The sequence below is a fragment of the Paraglaciecola arctica BSs20135 genome (assembly GCF_000314995.1).
Taxonomy (GTDB): domain Bacteria; phylum Pseudomonadota; class Gammaproteobacteria; order Enterobacterales; family Alteromonadaceae; genus Paraglaciecola; species Paraglaciecola arctica.
The window spans coordinates 20,770-46,387 of record NZ_BAEO01000017.1; the positions used below are offsets into that span (position 1 = coordinate 20,770).

23 protein-coding genes are annotated in these 25,618 nt (G+C 40.2%); 14 read left to right on the top strand and 9 right to left on the bottom strand.

The window, feature by feature from the left end; translation table 11 throughout:
- Positions 1 to 43 precede the first annotated feature (43 nt).
- The gene (gene radA, locus GARC_RS06850; protein ID WP_007618206.1) at positions 44 to 1,408 is read right to left on the bottom strand and encodes a DNA repair protein RadA; all 1,365 of its coding nucleotides are present in this window, start codon (positions 1,406 to 1,408) and stop codon (positions 44 to 46) included.
- Positions 1,409 to 1,583: 175 nt separating this feature from the next.
- Between radA and GARC_RS06855 the strand changes: the two genes are divergently transcribed.
- Complete coding sequence (locus GARC_RS06855) at positions 1,584 to 4,103, top strand: PilZ domain-containing protein (RefSeq protein ID WP_007618208.1); 2,520 nt, start codon at positions 1,584 to 1,586, stop codon at positions 4,101 to 4,103.
- 67 nt (positions 4,104 to 4,170) lie between these two features.
- Here GARC_RS06855 and serB read toward each other — a convergent pair whose 3' ends face one another.
- Complete coding sequence (gene serB / locus GARC_RS06860; RefSeq protein WP_007618210.1) at positions 4,171 to 5,235, bottom strand: phosphoserine phosphatase SerB; 1,065 nt, start codon at positions 5,233 to 5,235, stop codon at positions 4,171 to 4,173.
- 186 nt (positions 5,236 to 5,421) lie between these two features.
- Between serB and tsaA the strand changes: the two genes are divergently transcribed.
- From tsaA to gspG, 5 genes are all read left to right on the top strand, one after another.
- Entirely contained in the window at positions 5,422 to 6,123 is a 702-nt protein-coding gene (tsaA, locus tag GARC_RS06865) for a tRNA (N6-threonylcarbamoyladenosine(37)-N6)-methyltransferase TrmO (RefSeq protein WP_007618212.1), read from the top strand.
- A gap of 89 nt (positions 6,124 to 6,212) precedes the next feature.
- The gene (locus tag GARC_RS06870) at positions 6,213 to 7,928 is read left to right on the top strand and encodes a proline--tRNA ligase (RefSeq protein WP_007618214.1); all 1,716 of its coding nucleotides are present in this window, start codon (positions 6,213 to 6,215) and stop codon (positions 7,926 to 7,928) included.
- 170 nt (positions 7,929 to 8,098) lie between these two features.
- Entirely contained in the window at positions 8,099 to 8,938 is an 840-nt protein-coding gene (locus tag GARC_RS06875; protein WP_007618215.1) for an MBL fold metallo-hydrolase, read from the top strand.
- Between the two features lie 12 nt (positions 8,939 to 8,950).
- Positions 8,951 to 10,081: a patatin-like phospholipase family protein gene (locus GARC_RS06880; protein ID WP_007618217.1), complete on the top strand. Its 1,131-nt coding sequence runs from the start codon at positions 8,951 to 8,953 to the stop codon at positions 10,079 to 10,081.
- Positions 10,082 to 10,912: 831 nt separating this feature from the next.
- On the top strand, positions 10,913 to 11,599 hold the full coding sequence (gspG, locus tag GARC_RS25870) for a type II secretion system major pseudopilin GspG (RefSeq protein WP_052151478.1): 687 nt from the start codon (positions 10,913 to 10,915) through the stop codon (positions 11,597 to 11,599).
- 465 nt (positions 11,600 to 12,064) lie between these two features.
- Here gspG and GARC_RS06890 read toward each other — a convergent pair whose 3' ends face one another.
- Both GARC_RS06890 and GARC_RS06895 read right to left on the bottom strand, forming a co-directional pair.
- Positions 12,065 to 12,334: a Txe/YoeB family addiction module toxin gene (locus GARC_RS06890; protein ID WP_039988974.1), complete on the bottom strand. Its 270-nt coding sequence runs from the start codon at positions 12,332 to 12,334 to the stop codon at positions 12,065 to 12,067.
- A complete protein-coding gene (locus GARC_RS06895; RefSeq protein WP_039988976.1) occupies positions 12,315 to 12,587 on the bottom strand; it encodes a type II toxin-antitoxin system Phd/YefM family antitoxin in 273 nt (90 codons plus the stop codon). The genes GARC_RS06890 and GARC_RS06895 overlap by 20 nt, the downstream gene beginning before the upstream one ends.
- 259 nt (positions 12,588 to 12,846) lie before the next feature.
- Between GARC_RS06895 and GARC_RS06900 the strand changes: the two genes are divergently transcribed.
- Positions 12,847 to 13,125 carry a peptidylprolyl isomerase gene (locus tag GARC_RS06900; RefSeq protein ID WP_007618227.1) on the top strand — a complete coding sequence of 93 codons (279 nt, stop codon included), beginning with the start codon at positions 12,847 to 12,849 and terminating at the stop codon, positions 13,123 to 13,125.
- A 301-nt stretch (positions 13,126 to 13,426) separates the two neighbouring features.
- On the top strand, positions 13,427 to 13,942 hold the full coding sequence (locus GARC_RS06905; RefSeq protein ID WP_007618228.1) for a hypothetical protein: 516 nt from the start codon (positions 13,427 to 13,429) through the stop codon (positions 13,940 to 13,942).
- A 98-nt stretch (positions 13,943 to 14,040) separates the two neighbouring features.
- On the opposite strand, the gene GARC_RS06910 is transcribed toward GARC_RS06905, so the two are convergent.
- Positions 14,041 to 14,982 (bottom strand): LysR family transcriptional regulator ArgP, encoded by a 942-nt coding sequence (locus GARC_RS06910; protein ID WP_007618229.1) that lies wholly within the window; start codon positions 14,980 to 14,982, stop codon positions 14,041 to 14,043.
- Positions 14,983 to 15,074: 92 nt separating this feature from the next.
- Between GARC_RS06910 and GARC_RS06915 the strand changes: the two genes are divergently transcribed.
- A complete protein-coding gene (locus GARC_RS06915) occupies positions 15,075 to 15,704 on the top strand; it encodes a LysE/ArgO family amino acid transporter (protein WP_007618230.1) in 630 nt (209 codons plus the stop codon).
- Positions 15,705 to 16,030: 326 nt separating this feature from the next.
- Here GARC_RS06915 and GARC_RS06920 read toward each other — a convergent pair whose 3' ends face one another.
- Complete coding sequence (locus GARC_RS06920; RefSeq protein ID WP_007618231.1) at positions 16,031 to 16,510, bottom strand: YehS family protein; 480 nt, start codon at positions 16,508 to 16,510, stop codon at positions 16,031 to 16,033.
- A gap of 224 nt (positions 16,511 to 16,734) precedes the next feature.
- On the bottom strand, positions 16,735 to 16,953 hold the full coding sequence (locus GARC_RS06925) for a hypothetical protein (protein ID WP_007618232.1): 219 nt from the start codon (positions 16,951 to 16,953) through the stop codon (positions 16,735 to 16,737).
- A gap of 180 nt (positions 16,954 to 17,133) precedes the next feature.
- Between GARC_RS06925 and GARC_RS06930 the strand changes: the two genes are divergently transcribed.
- The 4 genes from GARC_RS06930 (at position 17,134) to GARC_RS06945 (ending at position 21,547) form a co-directional block, all read left to right on the top strand.
- Entirely contained in the window at positions 17,134 to 17,928 is a 795-nt protein-coding gene (locus GARC_RS06930) for a hypothetical protein (protein WP_007618233.1), read from the top strand.
- Positions 17,929 to 17,955: 27 nt separating this feature from the next.
- Entirely contained in the window at positions 17,956 to 18,843 is an 888-nt protein-coding gene (locus GARC_RS06935; RefSeq protein WP_007618236.1) for a mechanosensitive ion channel family protein, read from the top strand.
- Complete coding sequence (locus GARC_RS06940) at positions 18,840 to 20,111, top strand: flavohemoglobin expression-modulating QEGLA motif protein (RefSeq protein ID WP_007618246.1); 1,272 nt, start codon at positions 18,840 to 18,842, stop codon at positions 20,109 to 20,111. The genes GARC_RS06935 and GARC_RS06940 overlap by 4 nt, the downstream gene beginning before the upstream one ends.
- A 125-nt stretch (positions 20,112 to 20,236) precedes the next feature.
- Positions 20,237 to 21,547, top strand: coding sequence for a mechanosensitive ion channel family protein (locus tag GARC_RS06945; RefSeq protein ID WP_007618248.1), 1,311 nt, complete (start codon positions 20,237 to 20,239; stop codon positions 21,545 to 21,547).
- A 73-nt stretch (positions 21,548 to 21,620) separates the two neighbouring features.
- On the opposite strand, the gene rimK is transcribed toward GARC_RS06945, so the two are convergent.
- A complete protein-coding gene (rimK, locus tag GARC_RS06950; protein ID WP_007618249.1) occupies positions 21,621 to 22,526 on the bottom strand; it encodes a 30S ribosomal protein S6--L-glutamate ligase in 906 nt (301 codons plus the stop codon).
- Between the two features lie 244 nt (positions 22,527 to 22,770).
- Here rimK and GARC_RS06955 point away from each other — a divergent pair, with 244 nt between their 5' ends.
- The gene (locus GARC_RS06955; protein ID WP_007618254.1) at positions 22,771 to 23,820 is read left to right on the top strand and encodes a DUF21 domain-containing protein; all 1,050 of its coding nucleotides are present in this window, start codon (positions 22,771 to 22,773) and stop codon (positions 23,818 to 23,820) included.
- Here GARC_RS06955 and GARC_RS06960 read toward each other — a convergent pair.
- Positions 23,803 to 25,590, bottom strand: a complete 1,788-nt coding sequence (locus tag GARC_RS06960; protein WP_007618256.1) for a carboxyl transferase domain-containing protein — start codon at positions 25,588 to 25,590, stop codon at positions 23,803 to 23,805. The genes GARC_RS06955 and GARC_RS06960 overlap by 18 nt on opposite strands.
- Between the last annotated feature and the right edge of the window lie 28 nt (positions 25,591 to 25,618).

The following is a 25,618-nucleotide window of genomic DNA, read 5'->3' on the forward strand; positions in this document are numbered from 1 at the left end:
CTATAACAACAAGTTCACCTGACATTCAGGCCTAATAAAAACATTAAATCGCTTCAAGTGCTTCTGACAATCGAGAAACACCAATAATTTCAATACCCGCGACTCGTTGTTTGGGTACATTAGCTTTTGGTACTATGGCACGTTTAAAACCATGTTTAGCCGCTTCACTAATTCTTTCTGAGCCGTTAGGTACTGGTCTTATTTCGCCCGACAAGCCAACCTCGCCAAAAGCAATTAATTCTTTGTCTAAAACCTTATTTTGAAAACTTGACACTATGGCAAGCAACAAGGCCAAATCGGCGCTGGTTTCATTCACTTTAACTCCACCTACCACGTTTGCAAACACGTCTTGGTCGTTCATTTGAACATTACCATGGCGATGTAAAACCGCCAGTAACATCGCCAAGCGGTTTTGATCTAACCCTACTGCAACCCGTCTTGGATTGGCCATTTGAGAATAATCTACCAAAGCCTGAATTTCCACCAGCAATGGCCGTGTTCCTTCCCACACCACCATGACTATACTACCAGGGGATTGCTGTTCGTCACGACTAAGGAAAATAGCCGAGGGATTAGTAACTTCTTTTAGCCCTTTTTCGGTCATGGCAAAAACGCCGAGTTCATTCACTGCGCCAAAACGGTTTTTTTGACTTCTTAACGTCCGATAACGACTATCACTTTCACCTTCAAGCATCATTGAACAATCAATACAATGTTCCAATACTTTGGGGCCTGCCAAACTGCCATCTTTGGTTACATGGCCCACTAAAAACATCGCAATATGATGCTGTTTGGCAAATCGAGTCAAATAAGCGGCACTTTCGCGCACTTGGGAAACACTGCCAGGCGCAGACTGCACATCGGGTACTTGCATCACTTGAATAGAGTCAATCACCATAAGTTCTGGCTTGTGTTGTAAAGCGAGCTCACAAATCACTTCAATATTGGTTTCAGCCAGCAGATTGAGTTTATCATTGGCTAAACCCAGTCGCTGAGCACGCATGGCAACCTGTTGTAATGACTCTTCACCAGTGACATACAAAGCATTTCTGGTCGCGGCCATTTTACACATCACCTGCAACAACATGGTACTTTTACCCGCCCCCGGAGAACCACCTATTAAGATGGCCGAACCTGGCACTATGCCTCCACCCAAAACTCGATCAAGCTCTTTATAGCCAGACGCAAACCTAGGTAAGGCTTGTAAATCTATACTGGCTAAAGATTCTACTTTGGCTTGAGTTTGGCCTGAATAGCCACCTGTATTTCGACCATTTGAACTGCTAGCTGAAGACACCACAAATTCAGTGATAGTGTTCCAAGTATTACAATCGTTACATTGTCCTTGCCATCGAGGATATTCAGCTCCACAATCAGAGCATACATAAGCAGTTTTGCGTTTAGCCATATTAATACGAGTCTTTTATTGTTTTAAATGTTGATTTGATATTCACTAGGTAATTATCTATCGTAGTTTACGTCAGGGCAATATGTCCTATAAATCATAGTTTTAGCAACATTGCCGATAACTATTATATTAAGCCCGAAGCCCATAATAATATTGATGAGTTTACCCTGAATTCATGAGCCAAGATTTAGAAGAATACCACGACATCATTGAAGAACTTAAGCCTATGATCAATGAGCCTGAGTTTAATCAGGTATTGAATCAGGTTGCTGCAGCGATCCCAAAGCAAAAACGCTTTTTATTAAAAATGGAATTAATGCGCCTCGCTAGACCCTGTATCCGTTTAATAGATTTACGAGGCTTAGTTGATGGTAAATGCAAAATATATGAGCATCAAGGCAAAGAGCACTCATTAGATGAAGTAGCGATTGAAACCTTTGAGCGCCAAGTGCGTATTTTTGGCGAATACACTATAGGTGTTTATGAGGCGGTGACCAATACTGAAAACAACTTTCGGGTCAGGTACAAAAAAGAACAACTAGAAGCGAAAAATAACCGCAACAAAACTGTGGTGCTTAAACCAGCCACTGAAAACTTCCAAGCTCCTCTTATAAAGTTTGGTAGTTTTGCCCAGAGAAGCGAAGAAAGGATGAATTTTTCGGTCAATATAGAAATGTTTACCGAAATGAATAAAAGCATTCAAGCCACTACTATCGATGTATCAGTAAACGGCCTAAAAGTGAAAGCCAGCAAAGAACACTTATTCAAACCTGAAGAACGCCTTACGGTGCAATTTCGTGGTTTAGAAAAAGAGTATCTGCTCGATAAGCGCCAAGGTGTTGCTTATGTTATTAGCAGTGTTGAGCGTACCAAAGATGACCAAAGATTAAACCTTAAACGTCAATTTGATATTCCCTTCCCTTCTTTTGATAAGTTTTTTGAACGTTTTATTCACGGCAATAAACGTCGTTATAAAGTTAATTTAGATAATACAATCACCGCTATTCAAAACAAAACCTACGAACAGTATTACATTCCTAATTTTGCTTCAGTCCCAGTATTTATCGAACAAGAAGACAATCAATACATTCCTAAATATGCCTTAGCTAATGACTGTAACAGGGAAGAAATTCAATATTGGGCGAATGAATTACAAGACTTAAAAATTGGTTATTTGTTAACTGAGGAACGCATTAAACATGGTATTTCCCTTGCTAAGGGCCAGCAGGAAATGTTCATTTACGTGTTTAATCATATTAAAAATGAAAAAGTCTATTTTTACTCAGCCACTCATGCAGAGTTAGATGCCAAACCTGACTTAAAACATTTATTTTTAGGTTATGGATCTCGTAAGGCCAGTTGGCGAATTTACAAGTTACAGTTTACTCAAGTAGACCCAATACAAAGTTATCGCCCGCTATCTATTGGTAGCTCGATTAATGACAAGGTTAGAAGACAAAACCAAAAACCTTCTCCTCGTTTAATGTCGCGGTTAAAGAAGATTAACCATGTTGCCTTGCTAACCAATATAACTGACGATATCAGTACCGAACATTACCAAAAATATAAAATAAAGCGTGAGCAACTGGCACAACTCAAAGTATTTGGCCACCCACGAAATAAACCACCTTCGTTAGTCACTGTATATCGTTTTAAATATTTTAATCAGCGCAGAGAAAGCCGTTTTTTACTACGAACAGCAGTGCAAGTCAGCATTGATAATGTGATATTTGAAGGGCACACAGAAGATATTTCAACCCAAGGACTGAGGATAGAATTAGGTAAGTTCTTTCATCAAACCGACAAGGCTAAAATCACCTTAAGTTTTCCACAGTTGCAATCTGTTACTTCAAAGTACGAGTTGTCAGATTTACCTTATATTGTTAGACATGTATCTAAAGACAGGAACGTCATTCATTTACAAAACTTTGTCACCGAAGAAAGTAATACCGCAAGACGTTTTTTTGAAGCCTTAATTAAGTCAAACCGTTCAAAACTAAAAGCCTATCGTGATGAAGAAGAAGTGCCAGGCATTGGTGAAGCGTTGCGCAACATTTATGCCCATAATGTGATTAACGTTGCCTATTTTTTACGCAAAGACAATGTTGATTATATTCCCGATGCGGTGGCAACTTCATCAGACTCCAACAGGTTATTGCAACTATTACATTTTCAAGCTAAGCCTCGACAGTTCAACTTATACCCACTTTTTCGAAATGCCAAAGTACATCACGATTTTATCAACCGCACTTTGGCCACGATCAAACCTAATGATCGTCCTGAAATGCGTGAGTTATTTATTGCCTTTGATCCTAGCAAAGAGATAATAGGCGACGCTATCAACAGTTACTTTGCTGAACAGTTTACTAAACCAGAACAACGCAGACAGTTTATTGCACAAGCCTTACAACAGGGGCAATTTATTGCAGTAAAAGTGTTTATTGCTCGCACTGGCAGACCCGATTTTGAGACCATGCAATCAGAGCTTAACTACGTGAGTGTCTACGCTGTGCATAAAGCTAAATTATTGGAAGAGCAACTTTGGAATGTCTCTGCAATGGGCGATATTATTGATGTGACTGACGAAGTATTAAGACGTTTTGAGTTTGCCGAAAGTGCGATACTGCTGAACCATAAACCTGCTCCAACCCATAAAACAAAACAAGTCGGAATTGAGCAATTACTTAAAACCTAAGGTGAATGCGGTGTTTTTTTACAAGCCTTATTTAGTTTAATCTCTATACACTAATACAGCAGGCCGGCTAAGCCGCCCCCGCTGCTAACACCCATAACAAGGTATCTAAACCACCGCGGCGAATGGCGATATCCGCTTGTTGACGTACTATAGGTTTTGCATGTAATGCTACACCTAAAGCCGCTGCATTCATCATAACCAAGTCATTTGCACCATCACCCATAGCAATAGTTTGACTAGGCAAAATAGACCATTGCTCGGCTAGTGTTTTAAGAGTTTGTGCTTTGACATTAGCATCAACAATACTGCCTTGTACTTCACCGGTTAGCTTGCCGTTTTCTATGGCTAAGTCATTCGCCACAGCAGCATCTAGGTTAAGCCTGTCTTGCAGATAATCGGCAAAATAACTAAAGCCACCAGAGGCTATCGCTACTTTCCAATTGTAAGATTTTAATATTTCTACCAAGTTCGCCACGCCGGGCATAAGAGGCAGAGCATCTCGTACTTGATGTAAAATCGATTCATCAGCATTCGCTAAACAAGCAACTCGGGTACGTAAGCTTTGTGCAAAGTCCAATTTACCTTGCATGGCGAGTCCAGTAACCGCTGAAACTTCTTCACCAACACCAGCGAGTTCAGCAATTTCATCAATACATTCAACCGCAATAACAGTGCTATCCATATCCATCAATAACAAGCCAGGCTGCGTTAATGATGGCGTTTTATCGACTAAACATAACTCAACACTAAAACGATTTGCTACATCTTCTAAATGGCTATTTAGGTGCTCTTGAGTTTTCAATGCAACAAAAGCACAAATAGCAAAACCACTGACACCGTCAACTTTAATCACTCGAAAAAAGGCGAACTCTAGATAATCAGCGAAGGCTTGTGTCACTTGAGTTAATTGCAACAAATGTAAGCCTTCGGTAAAAATAACTAACTTGTTAAGCTTTGATTGATCCATAAATGAGCTCGACTCTGAGGGAATTTGTTGTGCCCCCTTTAAGGCTTCAACACTACACAAAAGACCATCAGTCAAAGTGAAATCACTTAAGCCTTGTTGGCAAACCAAGTCGTTTAAATACAAATGAGACAACAAATTTTTATCAGTAGTTTTTATTTCAAACACTATGGGCTAACCGTATCAATCAAAGTAAACCCATGTTATCCAATGACATAACAGAATGCTATTAGGCCGTGACTTAACTCTTATGCCAGTTTTAATTAGGTTATAATATATCTATTGAATAAAGGCTTAGTTTCAGCAACCATAACAATCACTCAACCTTAGTTAGCTGCAACGAATCATTCGTTTATGACCATCAATATCCAGCCAATTGGCAAAATTAGCACACCTTACAAAGAAAAATTTGCCATACCACGTCAACCTGGCTTAGCCAAAAGCGCCCAAGGTAAGATTACTTTTTTGGCCGAGTTTAATGATCCTAACTATCTAAGAGGCATAGAACAATTTAGTCATCTATGGTTGTTGTTTCATTTTCACCAAACAGCAGACAAAGGCCATTCCCCTTTAGTTCGCCCTCCCCGTTTAGGAGGCAACCAGAAGCTCGGAGTATTTGCCACCCGCAGTACTTTTAGGCCTAATAGTATCGGTATGTCTGTGGTTGAATTTGCTGCTGTGACTTTTAAAAACAAGCAACTTACCCTTACCGTTAAGGGCATAGATTTATTAGACGGCACACCTATTTTAGATATAAAACCTTATGTACCCTACGCCGATAATATTATGAATGCATCAGGGGGTATGGCGCAGCATAGCCCAGAATTGATGGCCGTTACTTTTACCGAACAAGCCAGTGAGCAGATGCAGAAGTTACAACAGAGTTACCCAGAAATAAGTAATCTTATTGAAGAAGTACTCAGTCAAGATCCTCGCCCTGCATATCACCAAAATTCCCATTCAGATAAAACCTACGGCATGACCTTGTACGATCTCAACATTCAATGGCAAGTTATTAAGCAACAAAATGTGGTATTGGCTATCCAAAAAATTTGATTATGTACCGTACACAATCATGGTATTCAGTATAATTACTGTTAGAATAAGCGCCGTTTTTTCCTTCAAACCCAGAGATTTTAACGCACATGCGCACTAGTCAATATTTGTTATCCACGCAAAAAGAAACCCCAGCCGACGCAGAAGTCATTAGCCACCAGTTAATGTTACGTGCTGGTATGGTCAGAAAGTTAGCTGCAGGTTTATATACTTGGCTACCCACAGGTTTACGTGTGTTAAATAAAGTAGCCGCAATAGTGCGTGACGAAATGAACAAAGCAGGCTCAATAGAAATATTAATGCCTGTGGTGCAACCTGCTGATTTATGGCAAGAGTCTGGACGCTGGGACGAATACGGCCCAGAATTATTGCGTATAAAAGACCGCCAATCACGTGATTTTGTTTTGGGCCCAACTCATGAAGAAGTGATCACCTCTTTAGTTAAGAACGAAGTTAGCAGTTACAAACAACTGCCACTTAATCTATACCAAGTACAAACCAAATTTAGAGACGAAATTCGCCCAAGATTTGGCATTATGCGTAGTCGTGAATTTACGATGAAAGACGCTTATTCATTTCATCTCGATCAAAGCTGCTTAGAAACCACCTATCAAAACATGTTCCAAGCCTACTGCAACATTTTTGAACGTATTGGCTTAGATTACCGTCCTGTCATAGCCGACAACGGTTCAATTGGCGGCAGCGCTTCTCATGAATTTCATGTTTTAGCTGAATCAGGCGAAGATGACATAGCCTTTAGTAATGGCTCTAATTATGCGGCAAACATTGAAATGGCTAGTGCTTTGGCCCCCACTGGTGACTGCCCTACCGGCACCCAAAACTTGGAAAAAGTGGCCACGCCAGAACAAAAGACAATCGAAGATGTTTCAGCTTTCTTAAATGTGGCTGCTGAACAATCGGTTAAAACTCTGATAGTTTTGGGTGAACCAGACGAAAAAGGCAACCAAGGGTTAGTTGCATTAGTGTTACGTGGTGATCATCAACTAAACGAAGTTAAAGCAGAAAAACTGGCTGGTGTATTTGCACCATTGACCATGGCAAGTGAACAACAAATACAAGACAGCTTAAATTGCAGCATAGGTTCATTAGGGCCAGTCGGTATGAGCATTCCTGTGATCGTTGATGCCAGTGCCGCTCACTTAGCTGATTTTGTTTGTGGTGCCAACGAAGAAGGTTTTCATTACACAGGTGTAAACTGGTCACGAGACACAGCCGAATTAGAAATATCGGATATTCGCAAGGTTATAGCGGGTGATTCATCGCCAGATGGCAAAGGCACCCTAGAGATAAAACGTGGTATCGAAGTAGGTCATATATTCCAGCTAGGAGATAAATACTCTCAAGCAATGAGTTGTGGCGTATTGGACGAAAATGGCAAACACAAAATACTTAGCATGGGATGTTACGGTATAGGTGTATCACGCATAGTTGCTGCAGCCATTGAACAAAACCATGATAAATACGGCATCATCTGGCCAGACGCCATCGCCCCTTTTAAAGTCGCCCTTATTCCCATGAATATGCACAAATCACATCGCGTAAAAGAAGTCGCCGAATCTTTGTATACACAATTAATAGCTGCGGGTGTTGAAGTGTTATTTGATGACAGGAAAGAACGCCCAGGTGTAATGTTCAACGATATGGAATTAGTGGGGATCCCTCACACTATTGTTATCGGTGAACGTAATCTTGATGAAAACAAGGTGGAATATAAGAGTCGCCGTAGTGGTGAAAAACAATTGCTTGAAATAGACCAATTAGCAGAGTTTGTTACTAACTTATAAGTCACTTGCAACCTTAAAAAAGCGCCTTTTAGGCGCTTTTTTATTATGTAAAACAAGTTCTTAGAAACTAACATACATACCTTTATTAATATGTTTATACTTAATCTAGTTTAGCTTTAGTGGTAATGTTTAGACTCATGGATGCAAACAGCTTATTAATGAGATCATAAATGCAAGTGACCTTCTTCGGTGTACGCGGCTCCTGCCCTGCTCCCGGCCCTGAGTTTATCAAATACGGCGGCAATACTGCTTGTGTACACGTTTGTTTAGACGACGGCACCGACATTATTTTAGACGCAGGAACAGGCATTAAAAACCTCGGTCAAAAGCTGGTTAAACAAACTAACGATATCCATTTATTGCTCACCCACAATCATTGGGATCATATCCAAGGTTTTCCTTTTTTTGCGCCTATTTATCAACCTAAGCGTAATATCTTCATTACCCCAGGCCAGATTACCTTTGATGCAGACCATGCCATTTTAGAACAAATGAGTGGCAGTTATTTTCCAGTAGATTACAAAACTTTACCATCAAACATTCAGATTATTCCTCAGCCCAAGGAAGTCAATAATTGGAAAATAGGTACGGCCAAAATCAGTCGTTTGGCCATGAATCATCCTGGCAGCGGCAGTTCGTTTTGCATTGAGGCCGATGGTAAAAAAGTCGCCTACATCACAGACAATGAGTTATATCCTCCTTACAAAAAAAATACCGATTTTTTAGACTGGGTTGAATTTAGCCGTGACGCTGACCTTATCATTCATGATTCACAGTATATGATTTCAGATATGCCCGCCAAATCGGGCTGGGGCCATTCAGTCGCCGAAGAAGCAGTAAAATTAGCCATGGGCAGTCGAGCCAAACGTATGGCACTATATAGCCATGACCACATTCGCACCGATGAGCAAATCGCCGAGATAGAAAATCAATGCCAAGAGATCATCGAAATTGGCGGCGCAGACTTAGAACTCTTTGCAGCAGCCGAAGGTTTGAGTTTTAAATTATAGGGAATAGGATTTTTGTCAGAGCGTAATCAATATGCATTGTTATTGTCAGGCGGTGGAGCAAGAGCCGCATATCAACTTGGCGTACTTAAAGCCATTGCCACTTTTTTACCCCGCAACCAAGGTATACCTTTCCCAATAGTCTGCGGTAATTCCGCCGGTGCAATCAACGCTACAGGTTTAGCCTGTTATGCTTCCTGCTACCACCTTGGCCTTAGAAAACTAGAGTGGGTATGGAAAAATTTTCATACCCGCCAAGTATATGACAGTGGCATTAGAGACGTATTTAAACATTTAGCCGGTAATTTTCTGAGTAGTTTCCAATCCGAGCAACATCAAAAGAACCCTTCTAGTTTGTTAAACAATCAACCTTTAAGAAGGTTGATCAGAAGTCGTTTAGACTTTCATCGTATCGACAGAAATATTTCAAGCGGCCATTTGCGCGCTATCACTGTCAATGCTTCAAGCTACACAAGCCATGATTCCATTAGTTTTTACCAAGGGCAAAGCGACATTAAACCTTGGCAACGTGAACAAAGGCGCGGTATTCCTTGTACCTTAAACTCAGAACATTTGGTTGCCTCGTCGGCTATTCCTATGCTGTTTCCACCGGTAAAAATGCTCGGTGAGTTTCTTGGTGATGGCTCTGTACACCAGTTATCCCCCCTTAGCCCAGCGATTCATTTAGGTGCAGAAAAAGTACTGATCATTGGTGTTGAACAACCTGAGAAAACATCTCGGTTTATCGATATGAATCGATTCCCCAGTAGCATCGCCATCGCGGGGCACTTGCTCGACACCATTTTTGCCGACACCCTAAAGTCAGACCTTGAACGTCTTACGCGAATAAATGAAACCATCGCCCACATGACTTACAAACAGCAGCAACAAACCCAGCTAAAAACCATCGACACTTTGGCTATCAACCCAACGATTAACTTTAATGAAATGGCAGCCAAACACTTTCACCGAATGCCATCTGGGATCAAGATATTGTTACGTTTGATGGGGTTACACGATAAAGCTGACTCAAGTTTATTGAGTTATTTATTGTTTGAAAAAGAGTTCTGCCGTGAGTTGATTGATTTAGGTATGAAGGATGGGTTAGCTAGGCAGGATGAGTTGCGAAGTTTTTTGTCTATATAGCATAGGATTTTGCCTTTTAGAGCTTGTAGAGCACGCTTCGCGCCAGTTACGCTTTTTATTAAGTGCGTCCATGCACTTAACCTTATAGGCCAGCTAAAGCTGTTCCATATTTATCCCGTAAATATGGTTAACAGTAAAAAAGAGTAACCAGAAAATGCTGCACGCTACTTAAGTTTTTAACCGAATGAAACTTTAAATGCGGGGAAAGCAGTGGCGGAGCCACCTAAGTTGTTTTCGGCAGAGCCGATTTTTTTCATTTTCCTTTTGCTCTACCCTCGACTCAAGGCTCGCCAACTATTAGGTGAATTTAGTAGGGTAATTTGCAGGGATGCAAATTAAGTTAGTCGTTGCCGGGAGCAAGTACAAACGACCTGCTAAATTTGCCTAATAGTTGGATGAAGAGCATTGCCCTCGAGCGGCATTTTTTGCTTACTTTTTGCTGCTGTTGGCAAAAAGTAAGTCGTACAGCAAGGATGCTGTGTGAAAAAAGCCATGGATGGCAGTAAGCGTCAGCGCATGCTTTACCTCTTTATAAAAAGCACGCTACGCGCCATCATCCATGATGGTTTTTGTCTCGAATCCTTTCGAGCCAGTTACTCTTTTTATTAAGTGCGTCCATGCACCTTACCTGTCAGGCCAGCTAAAGCTGTTCTATATTTATCCCGTAAATATGGTTAACCGCAATTAACAGGACAGCCATGTTAATTTATATCCTTATCATTGGTTTAAATTCGTTCAATATAGATGGCATACTAAGTCGGCAGAAGGACAATGATGCTTATAACTAACTGCCAAAGTTCATTGCTACAAACAAGACAAGGACAATTATATATGGAACAAAAGACAACAACGTTAGCATTTACTCCTTGGAATAGTATTAGATGCTTCTTGGCCATATATAGAGTTTTCAGCCTAATAATCACACTGTTTTTCGTTACATATGCTCAGACAAGTTTAGCAAATTCGTCAAACGTGCATATGGCAAAAATAGATATACAAAGTTTGTCCAAAGCTCTCGAAATGTATCACAAAGAGTTTGGTCGGTATCCGTCAACAGAAGAAGGTTTGGCTGTTCTAACTCAAGATTTGATTGTTGATCCGTCATGCGAAATTAAGAAAACTGGTTTTATCACGAGACTGCCACATGACCCTTGGGAAAATGAATACCAATACCTTTCCCCGGGTTCAATCAATTCATCTGGATTTGACATTTGGTCATACGGAGCTGACGGGCAGGAAGGCGGAGATGGACTTAACTCAGATTGCGGAAATTGGAAATCTGATGAATGCAACAAAATACAATCGAGAAGAAATACAGACTATACACCGCTATTTTTCATGTCCCTTTTCGGACTAGTTTTAGGATTACCAATATATTTGTACAAGTCTATCGCAAACTGGAAAGTGTCTGGTAATTTGAAAGCAAGCCTCAAAGGATTCCATTTAGGCATACTTGTTTACTTAGTTTTGGCTCCAGTACTATTGGGAGTATTACTATTTTCTTTCATCAATTACTAGGACAGGCGTGTTAATTCTCCGGCTGAAACAAAAAGTGACACAGTAAGTAAAAATACGACATGTTAGGTTATATTCCACGCTTTAAGCTGCGAATAGTTAAGGTCACAAATGTCTGAAAAGAAAGTTAAGTTTGAATTCGAAAAATAGAATAAGAATAGTGTGCGATATAAAAAAGTACCTGAAGACGGGATGCCACCCGTAATCGGTAGAATATATATGCAAAAATGGTTTGCTGGAACCAGTCGAATCAACAAGACCGAATTAATAAGACAGCCATGTTAATTTCATCGAAAATGCTCCCTACAACTTACGCTCAAATGGCATTTTTGCTTATTTTACGGGCTGAAGAAAAACAACGTGATCTACAGTTTCTTAGGAAACATGATAAAAAACAGAAAAATAAATATTCGCTGGGTCTCGAATTTAAATACGGGGCAAGCCAACTGATTAAGGCGGTTATATTTTCTAGTTTTGGTTGTAGTGTCCACCTATTGCGAAAATATAGATGTATTCATCATCAAATTTGTAAATCAGTCTGTCTTTCTGAGAAATGCGCTTTGACCATAGGCCTGATAAGTTATGCTTTAGTGGTTCTGGCTTACCCAGCCCACTAGCAGGATCTGCGCGCATCATTTCCTTTAATATTTTACACAGTGCCTTATGAAGCTTCTTATCTTTTTCTCTCATTAGCTCATAGGTGAGCCAAGAGCGGCCTTCAAAGACTAGTGATCTCATCTAATTGCTCTTGGGTTGGTTTATAGCCTTTGCTGCTTCCATGGGTGCCTGTAGATTCGGCAATTTGTTGCATCAAGTTACTACTTTGCAATACATACAATGTTTCTTGTTCTCTTTCCCAATCTTCGGCACTCATTACAATAAAGTCTTCACCAGCTCGTCTAGTGACTTTTATAGGTTCATGCTCATTAATAGTTTGTTCAACATATGTTTTTAAGTTATCCCTAAACTGGTTCACACTTATGCTATTCATAATTAACTCGTTATTTATGTACGGTAATGTCGTACATTGTAGTGTTAGAAATATAATAAAGCAATAAAGGAGGACAACAAGGATGCCCTGTTACCAAAGTAACTATATAAGCCAAACTTGCTTTACACACCTTTAAACTAGCTATATTAAGGGCGTTTTCACCCTATTGAGAATATGGCTCTATTCACGTAAAATATTGATAACTTGATTATAATCACCATTTTATATTTTTATATCTTACTAACAGGAAAAACACCCAATGCCTAGAGCGAGTGCACGTCATATTTTGGTCGAGACTGAAGAGAAATGTTCAGAGTTGAAACAAGAAATTCTAAATGGTGCGAGTTTCGAGGAACTTGCCAAACAGTCTACATGTCCTTCTGGTGCTCAAGGCGGAGCTTTAGGTAATTTCAGTCAAGGACAGATGGTTCCTGAATTTGATCAAGTTGTTTTTAACGATGCATTAAATGTTGTGCATGGTCCGATAAAAACACAATTTGGTTATCATTTATTAGAAATTACCGAACGCTCAGAGTAACTCTAGAGCCTTAACACTTAATAATCAGAGTTAAAGTTAACTCTGATTATTTTTGCCTATCCTTCATCGCGAAAATTATTTTAGCCCCCTATCGATATACAACATAGCCACTTTAAAGGGCATATATCTTAATTTTATTAAAGAAATATTTTACAGTTCCACTAATTTGAAAAAGCTGGTATTGCGTTACATATTTTAAGAACATTGACCATATATGTTTCTCCATAGAAGTAAAAATCAGTCTTTTGGGAAATTATTTGGCCATCCAGCTTTTACCTTCATTAAATTTAATAGGCAGCTAATGCAACGCTTCGAATATTGTAATGCCAATACCTGTGCAGAAGAGTTACTTGCTTTAGGGCAAATTAATATGAAAATGTGGTATCTATTTCATTGGTTAGTTGAGCACGACCAACTACGACATGGAACACAGGCTGAAATGATCAAGCTGTATGTTAATGAAGAGTTAGTTGCTTACAGTTTATTGGAAAATTATGAAGCTCGTACTGACAAAACTAAGTTATATGAAGGAGAGTTATATCAAGACTTAGGTGTTGTGCACTTTGTTACTTTGCCTGAGTTTCGCAAAAAGGGCTATGCAAGCTTAGTTGCTGACGTGATGTATAAAGATGTTATTCAACCTTTATTAGCGCGTCACAGTAATGCTCATGTTTATGTGACGGCGACCGAAAAAGCGGTGCCTTTAATGCAGCGCTCTGGGATTGATGCTTCGAACTTGGTGACTCAGTTCTATTCAGATCTAAGCTTTAAAGAAAAAGTCGCTGAAATGATAAATCCTAGCGAGTCTCGCATATAGTGGATCTAATCGAACAATTAACAGGACTGCCAATTTAACTCGCCTCTTGTTGATTACGCTCAATTGGATACTTTATTTTTTGGGGTGTTTTATTAGGCTTAAAATTGCTTGGGAACCATATTGAACATCTCAGGTTTGGTATATTCTAGAGGTATTAAGTGTTGGTTAGCGTATTTTAGTAAAGCCAGTTCTACCGTTTTCAGCGATGAAGATTTAATTAAAGAGCAATGCCAGTAAAGAGGTACTTTTATTATAACTTTTGGACTGAGTTCAATTAACTCTCCGGTTTCAAGCTGCTTTTTTATTAACATTTCCGGTAACATGCCCCAAGCCAGACCTCTTTGAATTAACGACATATATGCATCAACTGACGGAACTCTGTGTTTAGGAAAGTCACCACTCCCGATGTTAAATTCCGTCGACAAATAGTCATTTTGTAATTGGTCTAAAGGGTCAAAATCAACTACTGGGGTTTGTTTGATAGATATGGCATTAACGCCTTCAGAGAAAAAACGTTGGAAAAATTCTTGGTTGGCCACTGCTCTATACCCCATGGCCCCGAGAGGAAGAGTACGGCAACCTTGCATTGATTTTCCAATGGCACTAATGCAACCTAGTACTTCACCTTTACGTAAAAAATGATGTGTCAGGTTTTGATCACATACCCGCAAGTCCAATAACAACTTATTTTGTTCAAGTACACTTTGCAAAGCATCAAAAAACCAAGCGGTTAGGCTGTCTGCATTTAAGGCAATCGCCAGTGAAGTAAAACCACTTTCCTCTTTTTCGCCAATGGCATCCAACAATTCGCACTCTAGCAATAGTTGCTGTTTATAAAAACTCAGCAATCGTTCTCCAGCAATGGTGAGTCCTAAGGGCTGCCCCCTTACAATCAATAACTTCCCTAAGTAATCTTCAAGTAATTTAACCCTCTGTGAAATAGCAGATTGGGTAATATGTAATATACAAGCCGCACGTTCAAAACTATGGCAATCCGCTACCGTCGCAAAGGCTTTTAATTGGGCACTGTTTAAGTTCATTAGATATTCTTATGCTATATAAATTACTTTAAATTAACTAATGTAACAAAGATCGCTATGCTGCACATCCTTTTCAGTAAATAGATAATGATATGCAAGATAGCAGCACACAATTCAGCGTTCTTCTTCAGGGATTTTTAACCGGGGCGGTTTTAATTATTGCGATTGGTTCTCAAAATGCCTTTCTGTTGCAGCAAGGACTATTACGCCGTTTTCACTGGCAGATTGCGACTCTTTGTAGTGTGCTAGATACACTGTTGATTTGTGCTGGTGTATTTGGACTTGGCATGTTGGTGAAACAATACCCACAAAGTTTGAAACTCATCAGTGTGTTTGGTGTGGTGTTTTTACTGATCTATGGATACAAAGCGCTCAGATCGGCGATGAATAGTACGACTCTCAGCGCAGGTTCGCGGGGCTCGACCTCTTTGAAAGCAGCAGTACTAACAACGCTTGCCTTAAGTCTGCTTAACCCTCATGTTTATTTGGATACGGTATTACTGATAGGCAGTGTTGGTAGTCAATTTGAATCTTCGCTACGCCCCTGGTTTGCCGTTGGCGCGGTATCCGCTTCCTTTTTGTGGTTTTACTCTTTAGCTCACGCAGCTCGTTGGCTCGCTCCTTTTTTTAAGAAACCTATTGCTTGGAGAATTTTAGATTTATCTGTTTGTTTAATAATGTGGGGGTTGGCGTTAAATTTAATGCTACGTTTTTTAGCTTAACGCCAGTAAAACTGGCAATCAGCAAAACTCAGGGCAACATAATTTGAAGTTTAAAATAACTAAGCTGAATTCAGGATGACAACTGCTACTTTTATTGCGCTTACCAAGACAAACTTGAGTAGCAATAGTTATCCATTGGGAACATTCAATAGGGAGATTAGACGGCCTTACCTAATATGTTTCCCCCGAACTCGATAATATATTCAACTATCGACTTTTGTTGGCCTCACACCCAAAACTGTATCTGATGTGATTGAAAGGCACCTTTAAATCGAAATGCCCAATTGATAAAAGTGCCCAATGCGTAAGCATCTATTTGTAAAAGATCAAGCCTCTTGGGCGTCGACCTCCCCACGTATCTTAATCTGCAATCCTTTCAAAAAGTTACGCATAATTTGATCGTTACAAGCACGATATTGACGATTTTCTGGTTTTCTAAAAAAGGCACTTAATTCGTGTTTACTGATTTTAAAGCCACTTAAATCCATTGCTTCCAACACGGCTTCAGCTTGCATATTTAGCGCTATTTTTAACTTCATAAAAATAATATTGTTGGTGAGTTTGCGCTCAACTGGCGCTTCAACGCCTTCGCGTTTACCACGATTCAAGTTAATCAAACCGTTCAAAAACAGTGAAAACTGCAAATCGGTAAGTTCGACAAAAGCAGGATCATCGTCTTTGCGTAACCAAGTGTGCAGTTGTGCAACAGTGGCGGGGTAATCAGCTTGGGCAAAAATTTCAATCATTTTTGCGTCGTTGAAATCGAAGATATAACGCACACGGCGCATGACATCGTTGTTGATCATAATATTCCTAAAAACGAGGTTGGTTTATCCAACCTTAAACATATTGTTAGTTTAAAGCTTTTTATGGCTAATGCGTTACTTTATTAAAAGATAAATATCCATGGGCATTCCATCTTCTGCTACTTCTGGATAAAAAGTCGTACCTTTAATAAAACAGCGATAACTTTTAAGGCTTTCATCGCTTTGTAGTAAACATTACAGAATGCTCAAGCCTTCTGTAATGTTTAAAAACAAAAACTACGTTGTTGCTTTTGCGATTTAACTCGTTTGGCTTGCTGCTCTTTAGCAAAAGCTCTGAGTTTATCCATACGACTAAGAATATTGTCAGCATCTTCAGACATTTGAGCCTGACTACATAAATCCATACTGGCATAATGTTCAGCGCACAAGCTACTGTGGTTAACTTTATGTGCTCCACAAATTGTATTTAAATGATTATTCATGTTGCCTCCAACAAACAACTGTTTATTTGTACAGTATAATATTGTTCACTAATTGTGCAACTGTTTTTTAAATTGGTGTTTATAGTCATACTTGCTGCAAAAATGTAGTAATGCATGTCATCAGAGTGAGATATGCTACTAGCGAATTTATGATTGTTTATCGGTGGGTTTGGGGTGGTAATGGCTAAAACAAATGATTGGTGGGGTGATGTGTCGCTGGCGCTAAACGAAGTTAAAGTTTGGAGTTTAGGTGAGCGCAAGATAGCCATTCAAAGATTAGATAAAGAGTGGGTCATTTGGAATAAAGAGTTAGATTCAGAAAGCTCCTCGCAAATTAATGTTAGCTCGCTAAAAACCGCTAATGCATTCAGCGATGTGCCCTACTCTCGTCATTTAGTCAATCAAACAACAGATACCATTAATATTTCCCCCACGCTAGCTGATAGACCTATAGTGGCTAGGCCTGCAACTTCATTAAACATACTGCCTGGAGAGGACGTTGAACTCTACATTAGCTCCCCTTTATGGTTTTTGATGAAATTAAAACTAAAAGCTTCGCCAATAGTCGACATACCATTTTTGCGTCCTTCTGATTCTTGGTTTGGTCCTTCAACTATGGAAGGAGAGTTATGTTATGCAAAATACACTGATGCTAGAGTTAATTTGGCGCAAATTGAAAAACGTGGCCATAGGGCCATTACCCCAGTCCTAATTAAAAATCAGCATACTGAAACCTTGACCATTGAACGTATAAATCTACCCGCTCCATTCTTGACCTTATATGCAGATGAACAACAAGATTTTTGGACTCAAGAGGTCGAAATTACTTATCACAGTGACAGTGATAAAGCTGGTCTAAGGCTAAAACGTAAGCCTCCTAATAAAGGAATGGGCAATATGACTGTAATATCTAACGCAAGACAGATATCTGATAACCATCATTTCGTAAAATCAATCAAAAGCTTGTTAGGCTAATACCTGTTAACAAGTGTGGAGTCCGTAATGGAAGAAACTACGTCAACTATTAGCCTAATGGAACAGCTACATATATTTGATATAAGCAAAGCCCTATTAATTTTAATTGTGGGCTATTTTGTCGCTAAGATAGCCAGTAATGCGGTTTCTCGCTTCGACTTTGCCAATCTTGGTCCTCACGGTAAAGTGCAATTAAGAAGAGCCGTTTTTTATGGCATCTTTATACTCATGCTATTTTCCTCGTTAAGAGAATTAGGCTTCGATTTAAGTGTAGTACTAGGCGCAGCGGGGATATTAAGTGTGGCCATAGGTTTCGCCTCACAAACTTCGGCATCAAATTTAATCAGTGGCATATTTTTGATGATGGAAAGGCCCTTCTCAATCACCGACGTGATACGTGTAGGTGATACAACAGGGGAAGTGATATCCATTGATTTATTGTCAGTAAAACTTAGAACTTTTGATAATTTATTTGTACGTATTCCGAACGAGTCGATGATAAAAACCCAAGTAACCACACTCACCAAATTTCCCATTAGGCGCGCAGACTTACAAATTGGCATTGCCTACAAAGAAGACATTGAAAAAGTGCAACAGGTATTAACTGCGGTAGCCACAAAAAACATTTTGTGCCTAGATGAGCCTAAACCACTATTTATTCTGCTGGGTTTTGGTTCCTCATCAGTTAACATTCAATTTTCAGTATGGGCTAAACGAGAGAACTTCCTAGCGTTAAAAAATACTATGTATCAACAAATTAAAAAGACCTTTGATGAGTTGGGTATTGAAATTCCATTCCCTCATCTTAGTATCTATTCAGGGGAAGCTACAAAACCTATGCCCGTTACCGTAAATGCCACTCAGCCCATTTCGACTAAAAACGTAAATGACAAGCCTTCAAGTGAACAACTATGACAATAGAAGCAGAAAAACGGCGAATTCAAGATGTTAGTTCACTTTTGTATACTGCCAGTCAATCCATTCGAATACTCACTCATGTTGAGTGGCATCGAGATGTTAAGCGACAATTTTTTGCAGACAAATGCAAAGAACTACCCAAAGTCACTTATCCAGATTTTGATCCTGCCAGCACTTTATCTGCTGTCCGTGACGCCAGAGCATTAATAGGAAATTCTGATGTAGATAAGTGGTTAGAAAGTATTGCCGTTAAACTTGAATACAGTGCATTAATGATGGCATCAACGGGTAGCAATAAATTCTATGAATTTTCGGAAAAGTTATATGGCAAACCAACTAACCCCTTTGTTGATGGCAAATCAACTCCCCTTGGATTGGCCGAAAGTTTTGACAAACAAATTAGCAGTTATGCAAGCTACGACATAGGTGCTCCGGCACCTGTGTGTTACCTCGCCTCTGGCATTGCCGAACAAATGAGGGAAGCAGTTATAAAAATGTTTGGTGACGAGGCACCACAAGTTGAAATTGTTGACGAACTTTCTGCCAACGCCTTAGCTAGCCCTAAACTTATCAGGATCAGAAAAACGGCATGTTTTACTGACTTAGACGCGCAACAATTAATTAATCATGAAGCACACATCCATGTAGCAACCTCTATTAATGGTTTGAATCAACCTCACCTTAAAATATTGGCCGCTGGGCATCCTGGCACCACAAAAACCCAAGAGGGTTTAGCGGTATTTTCTGAATATATTACCAACTCAATTGACTTAGATCGGCTACGCAGACTTGCCGATCGTATTATTGCGATACAAATGGCGATTGAAGGGGCTGATTTTTTACAAGTTTATCATTACTTTCTTGAGCGTATTGGCAGCGAATCTCAAGCCTACGAAAATAGCCGCAGAGTATTTAGAGGCGGCGTTTTGACAGGTGGCGCGCCTTTTACCAAAGATGGGGTCTACTTAGAAGGACTGATCCGGGTACACAATTTTTTAAAAGCCATAGCAGCCAATGGCAGAGCTGATTGCCTAAAACTATTGTTCTGTGGCAAGTTGGACATTGAAGATATGCCAGTGATCTACAAACTTGAAAAAATGGGGTTGTGTAAAGCACCTAAATATTTGCCGCCTTGGGTCAAAGATGCCCGTTATCTATTGGCCTATTTAACCTGTTCGGGGTTTCTCAACAAAATGGATGTAGGCCAAATATATGCGCACTATGACAACTTACTACACAGCATTCCCAAAGCGAGTGCGGAATAAATACGAATAAACCTGAGGTTGGGAACAGTGCTAATATTATTGCGACTATCCGATTTAAAAAACTAGGCAATATCAGCTCAATCATCCACTATTAAGCAATTATTTGTAAAAAGAGTTCACATCACATGGTTCCAAAATCAGTGTCGACAGTGATAGACGAGTTTACTAAAACTGCGCAGTTCGCTATCAGTGACAGCAACACTTATATTCAACTGCTGGTTATTTTAGTTATCTATGTATTGTCTTTTGCCGCTGCTTATAAGATAAGGCACAGTGTAGGCATTACCCACAATGCCCCCTTGGAAAGCGCCCATCCAGTACGCAAACTAGCGTTTAGAATTGGCGGGATATTATTTCCGTTATTAGCCATTATTCTGCTGCAGATATCGACCAAAGCAGGTGAGAATCTAGCGTTCACACCTTGGCTAATCGAAACAGCGTTAGCCATTGCCGTATTATTGTTTTTTAACTCTTTAATCCGCGCCTTTGTTCAGCATAAATTTGCTGCATCTTTGTTTAGATGGATAGGTTTACCGATTTTATTGCTGCACTTATTAAACTTGTTAACAACGGTCATTAACGCCCTCGAAGAAATATCATTGGATGTAGGCAACGTCAGTATCTCTGCCTATGGCGTGACCCGAGTACTGATATTTGGCAGTTTCTTATTTTGGTTGGGCCGTGCCTCAAATAACTTCGGCAAAGCGGTGATCAGAAAACAAGAGTCTCTAGACGTGCCAACCAAGGAAGTCTTCAGCAAACTATTTGAAGTAGGACTTTTTTGTATTGTTATGCTGCTATTGCTAAATGTTATGGGTGTCAATCTGACCACACTTGCAGTATTTGGTGGCGCTGTAGGTGTTGGACTAGGGTTAGGCTTGCAGTCTATCGCTTCAAACTTTATATCGGGGATTATTATACTGCTAGACCGTTCTCTGACTGTAGGTGATTTTGTAGAGTTGGACGACGGACAAAAAGGTTTTGTCCGTGAATTTAGAATGCGTTATGCGGTATTAGAAACTTACGACGGCAAAGATATTTTAGTGCCCAATGAAAAATTCATCTCATCTTTGATGGTTAACTGGACTCACAAAGATCCAAAACAACGATACCGAGTTGATTTTTCAGTACCTTATGCCACAGATGTGCGCGCCATGGTTGAGTTTATTAAAGTGGCGGTAGCTGAACATGAGCAAGTTATAAGCGGCTTAGATGTACCATTTGAAGAACGCCCTGATTGTGAAATAGACAGTTTTGGTGACTCAGGCATCAATATGTTTGTGGAATTTTGGATGATTGGTATTGATGATGGTAAAAACAGAGTTGGTGGTGATCTGATGCTGACTATTCTAGAAACGCTAAGAGAAAATGGTATCGAAATCCCCTTTCCTCAACGTGAAGTTAAGATTATCAATCCAGAGCAGTCTAAACTGTAAATAATAAAAAGGCCAAGCTTGCTGAATCAAGCTTGGCCTTTTAGTTTGTACAGCTAATCGAATTCGTAGACTGTTAACCTTTACCCTGAGTTCTGGTGCGGTGTGGTTTGGCATTCTTTTCAATAAATTGAAAAACCAAATCAGCCACATCTTTTTCGGTAGCGGTTTCTATACCTTCTAGGCCAGGTGACGAATTCACCTCCATTACCACTGGCCCACGCTCGGCGCGTAACAAATCGACACCACAAACGTTCAACCCCATAATATTGGCGGCTGCCACTGCTGTTGCTCTCTCATCTTTAGTTAATTTAACTAATATAGCAGAACCACCACGATGTAAATTTGAACGAAACTCACCCTCGGCTCCTTGTCGTTTCATCGCGGCAACTACTCTGTCACCAACAACAAAACAACGAATATCCGCGCCACCCGCTTCTTTAATAAATTCTTGGATCAAAATGTCTGCGTTTAAGCCCATAAAGGCCTCAACTATGGCCTCTGCGGTTTTTGTGGTTTCGGCAAGTACAACACCTATACCTTGAGTACCCTCAAGCAATTTAATAACACAGGGAGCACCACCGACATTTTTTATTAAGTCTTTAATATTGTCAGGTCGATTGGCAAAACCGGTTCTAGGCAAACCAATGCCTTTTCGCGATAACAACTGCATAGAACGAAGCTTGTCGCGAGAGCGGCTGATCGCCACCGACTCATTCACGCAAAAACTTCCAGTCATTTCAAATTGCCTAACAACTGCCGTGCCATAAAACGATATTGAGGCACCTATACGGGGAATAATAGCGTCATATTGCGGTAACTCAGTACCTTTATAACGCACAACGGGTCTGCTGCTGGTGATGTCCATATAACAATGCAAAGTGTCGATTATATCTACTTCATGGCCCCTAGCGAGGCCAGCTTCCTTCAACCTTCGAGTAGAATACAAATTTTTATTACGTGACAAAATCCCAATTTTCATACTTTTCCCACAGGGTTGATTGATAAAAAAGGGATCCTACCTATAAATAAACTTCAAATCGACTTATTAAGCAATGAACGAATGAAAATTAAAATATGATTGCTTGCATGAGAAATGACTAATTTGTGATAATCTCTGGCCCGCTCTAGACTACAGAGCAGTTGTAACACGTTAGTTTGGAATACTTGCCCCAACATCAAGTGCCTATAATTGATAATTAACCTTTAGATTAGATGTGACCCTTATGACCTATGATATTTTAATTTGGATTGCCATCGCACTTTGCGTTACACAATCAGCAATTTTTTCTGGATTGAACTTAGCCTTTTTTAGTCTGAGTAGATTGCAGCTTGAAGTAGAAGCCAAGCAAGGACGCAGTAGTGCAAAAACCATACTATCTATGCGTGAAGACTCTAACTTCTTGTTATCGACTATCTTGTGGGGCAACGTATCAATAAACGTATTGCTAACCTTGCTATCTGATTCGGTATTGGCTGGCATGTATTCATTTATGTTTTCTACCATAGTGATCACCTTTTTAGGAGAGATTTTCCCCCAAGCCTACTTCTCTCGAAATGCATTAACAGTGGCATCCAAACTCACGCCTATTATTAGGTTTTATCAAATATTACTTTTCCCTGTAGCCAAACCCACAGCTTTGATTTTAGACGGTTGGTTAGGCAGAGAAGGCATTACCTATTTCCGTGAAAAAGAGTTAACCGCCATTATCAACGCTCATATGGAATCCGATGATACTGACATGGAGCACGTTCAAGGCATGGGGGCACTCAATTTCCTACAAATGGATAAAATAACAGTTAGCCAAGAGGGTGAGAGTTTAGATCCTAACAGCGTCCTAAAATTACCCTGCAAACTCGACTTACCAATATTACCTGAAGTGGGTACGCCAGAATTTTTAACCTTTACCCACGATGTTAATCGTTCTGGGCATAAATGGGTATTGCTGACAGATGAAGAAGACGCGCCACTGTTGATGTTGGACGCCGACGGATTTATCCGCTCTACTATTACTGAAGATGCGAATAAAGACCCCTATACCTATTGCCATCGTCCTTTGATAATAGAAAACGAAAATTGTTCTCTAGGTGAAGCCATGAAAAACCTAAAGTTGGCCCATGACTTAGAGCCAAATTCAGATGAAGTGTTGCATGCAGACGTTATTTTAGTCTGGAGTGAGACCCAAAAACGCGTCATTACCGGCGCCGATATCTTAGGAAGATTACTAAAAGGTATTGGTAGCAACGAAGTTAACAAATTAACCCAACAGGGCTAATATTAACGTTTTTCGTGTATCTGCAGGATCGATCACAGCATCAATTTCCAGTACACTGGCCACTTCTTGAGCTTGGCCTTTTTGATATTGTTCTGCTAACAATTTGTCATAAAGTGCGGTTCTTGCCGTGGGATCCTGCACTTCTGCCAGTTCTTTTTTAAAACCCAGTTTAACCGCACCTTCTAGACCCATGGCGCCAAATTCTCCTGTAGGCCAAGCGATAGTGTAACTCGGTTGACTAGTATTTCCGCCCAACAAAGCTTGCGCGCCTAAGCCATAACACTTTCTTAAAACCACTGCGACTAATGGCACAGTAAGTTGGCTACCCGCAACAAATAATTGAGAAAGCCTACGCACTGCTCCTTTGTCTTCATGCTCTGGCCCCACCATAAATCCAGGGGTGTCACAGAGCACCACCAAAGGAATAGAAAACTGTTGGCAAAGATGCATAAATTGACTGGCCTTTTCACCTGCATCGACATCAATGGCACCACCTAACACTTTGCAATTACTGGCGATCACTCCCACTGGCTGCCCTTGCAAATGTATAAAACCAGTAATAATAGCTGCGCCAAATTGGGCTTTGATTTCAGTAAAAGAATCGCTGTCTGCAACAACATTAATTATGTCTTTAACGTCATACACAAAACGTCTATCTTCGGGTAAAACATGATTTAGTGTTTTTTGGTCTGCAAATGAACACTCATGCCCATCTTTCAATGGCCCTTGAAAATACAACAGACATTTCTTTGCCATTTCCGCTGCTTGTTTTTCATTTTTCACCAAGATATCAATTACACCATTTTTGGCCTGTTTAGCGCTGGGGCCAATATCAGTGGGTTTAACCACCCCCAACCCACCGCCTTCAATCATAGCGGGACCAGCCATACCTATCCACGAAGCTTGGGTAGCAATAGTGATGTCTGCAGCGCCAAATAACGCGGCGTTACCGGCAAAACAATACCCATTTGCAACAGAAATGCGCGGCACCTTTCCTTGTAAACTCGCCCAAGTGGCAAAAGATTGGCACTGCAGGCCTGAATTCACAGTAGTGATGTCTGTATCACCTGGACGACCGCCGCCGCCTTCAGTAAACATAATTACCGGATATTTTTTTTCTGCCGCTACTGCCAACATGCGATCTAATTTTAAATGATGAAAATATCCCTGAGTGCCCGCTAAGACACTGTAATCATTGATCACTATGGCCGCCTGAGAATTTTCTTCCGCGACTAAACTTTGATTAACTCGCCCTACTCCAGTGATAACACCGTCAGCGGCAGTAGCCGATTTCAAATCATCATAGTCGCGGCGTAACCGCTGTGCAGCTACCGCCATTTGTCCATATTCCACAAAACCGTCGATAGGACATAGGTTTTGTAAATTTTCTCTGGCAGTTAAATAACCTTTTTGATGGCGCTTTTGTTGTTGCTCAATTCTTTGTTCATCAAGTGTCAGTGCTGCTCTGCTTCGCAGCTCGTCTAATAATCTTTGATTTGTACTGTTAGTGTTTAACACTTTTTCGGTTTGAGTATGACTAGCCCCATCTCCATGTATATCCACCAAGGGCATACCCACAGAACATTCATCTCCAACTTGGACAAAAACTTCGCTTACTTTCCCCGAGGCTTCTGCACACAGAGTAGTTTGCATTTTCATGGCTTCGATTATTACCATTGGCTGATCCAAGTTTACTCGCTCATTTTGGTTGACTAAAACAGCTACAACAGATCCTACATTGGGCGCATATGATGTATGAATTGGGGGCATAAAAGACACCTTAAAATTATCAAATTAT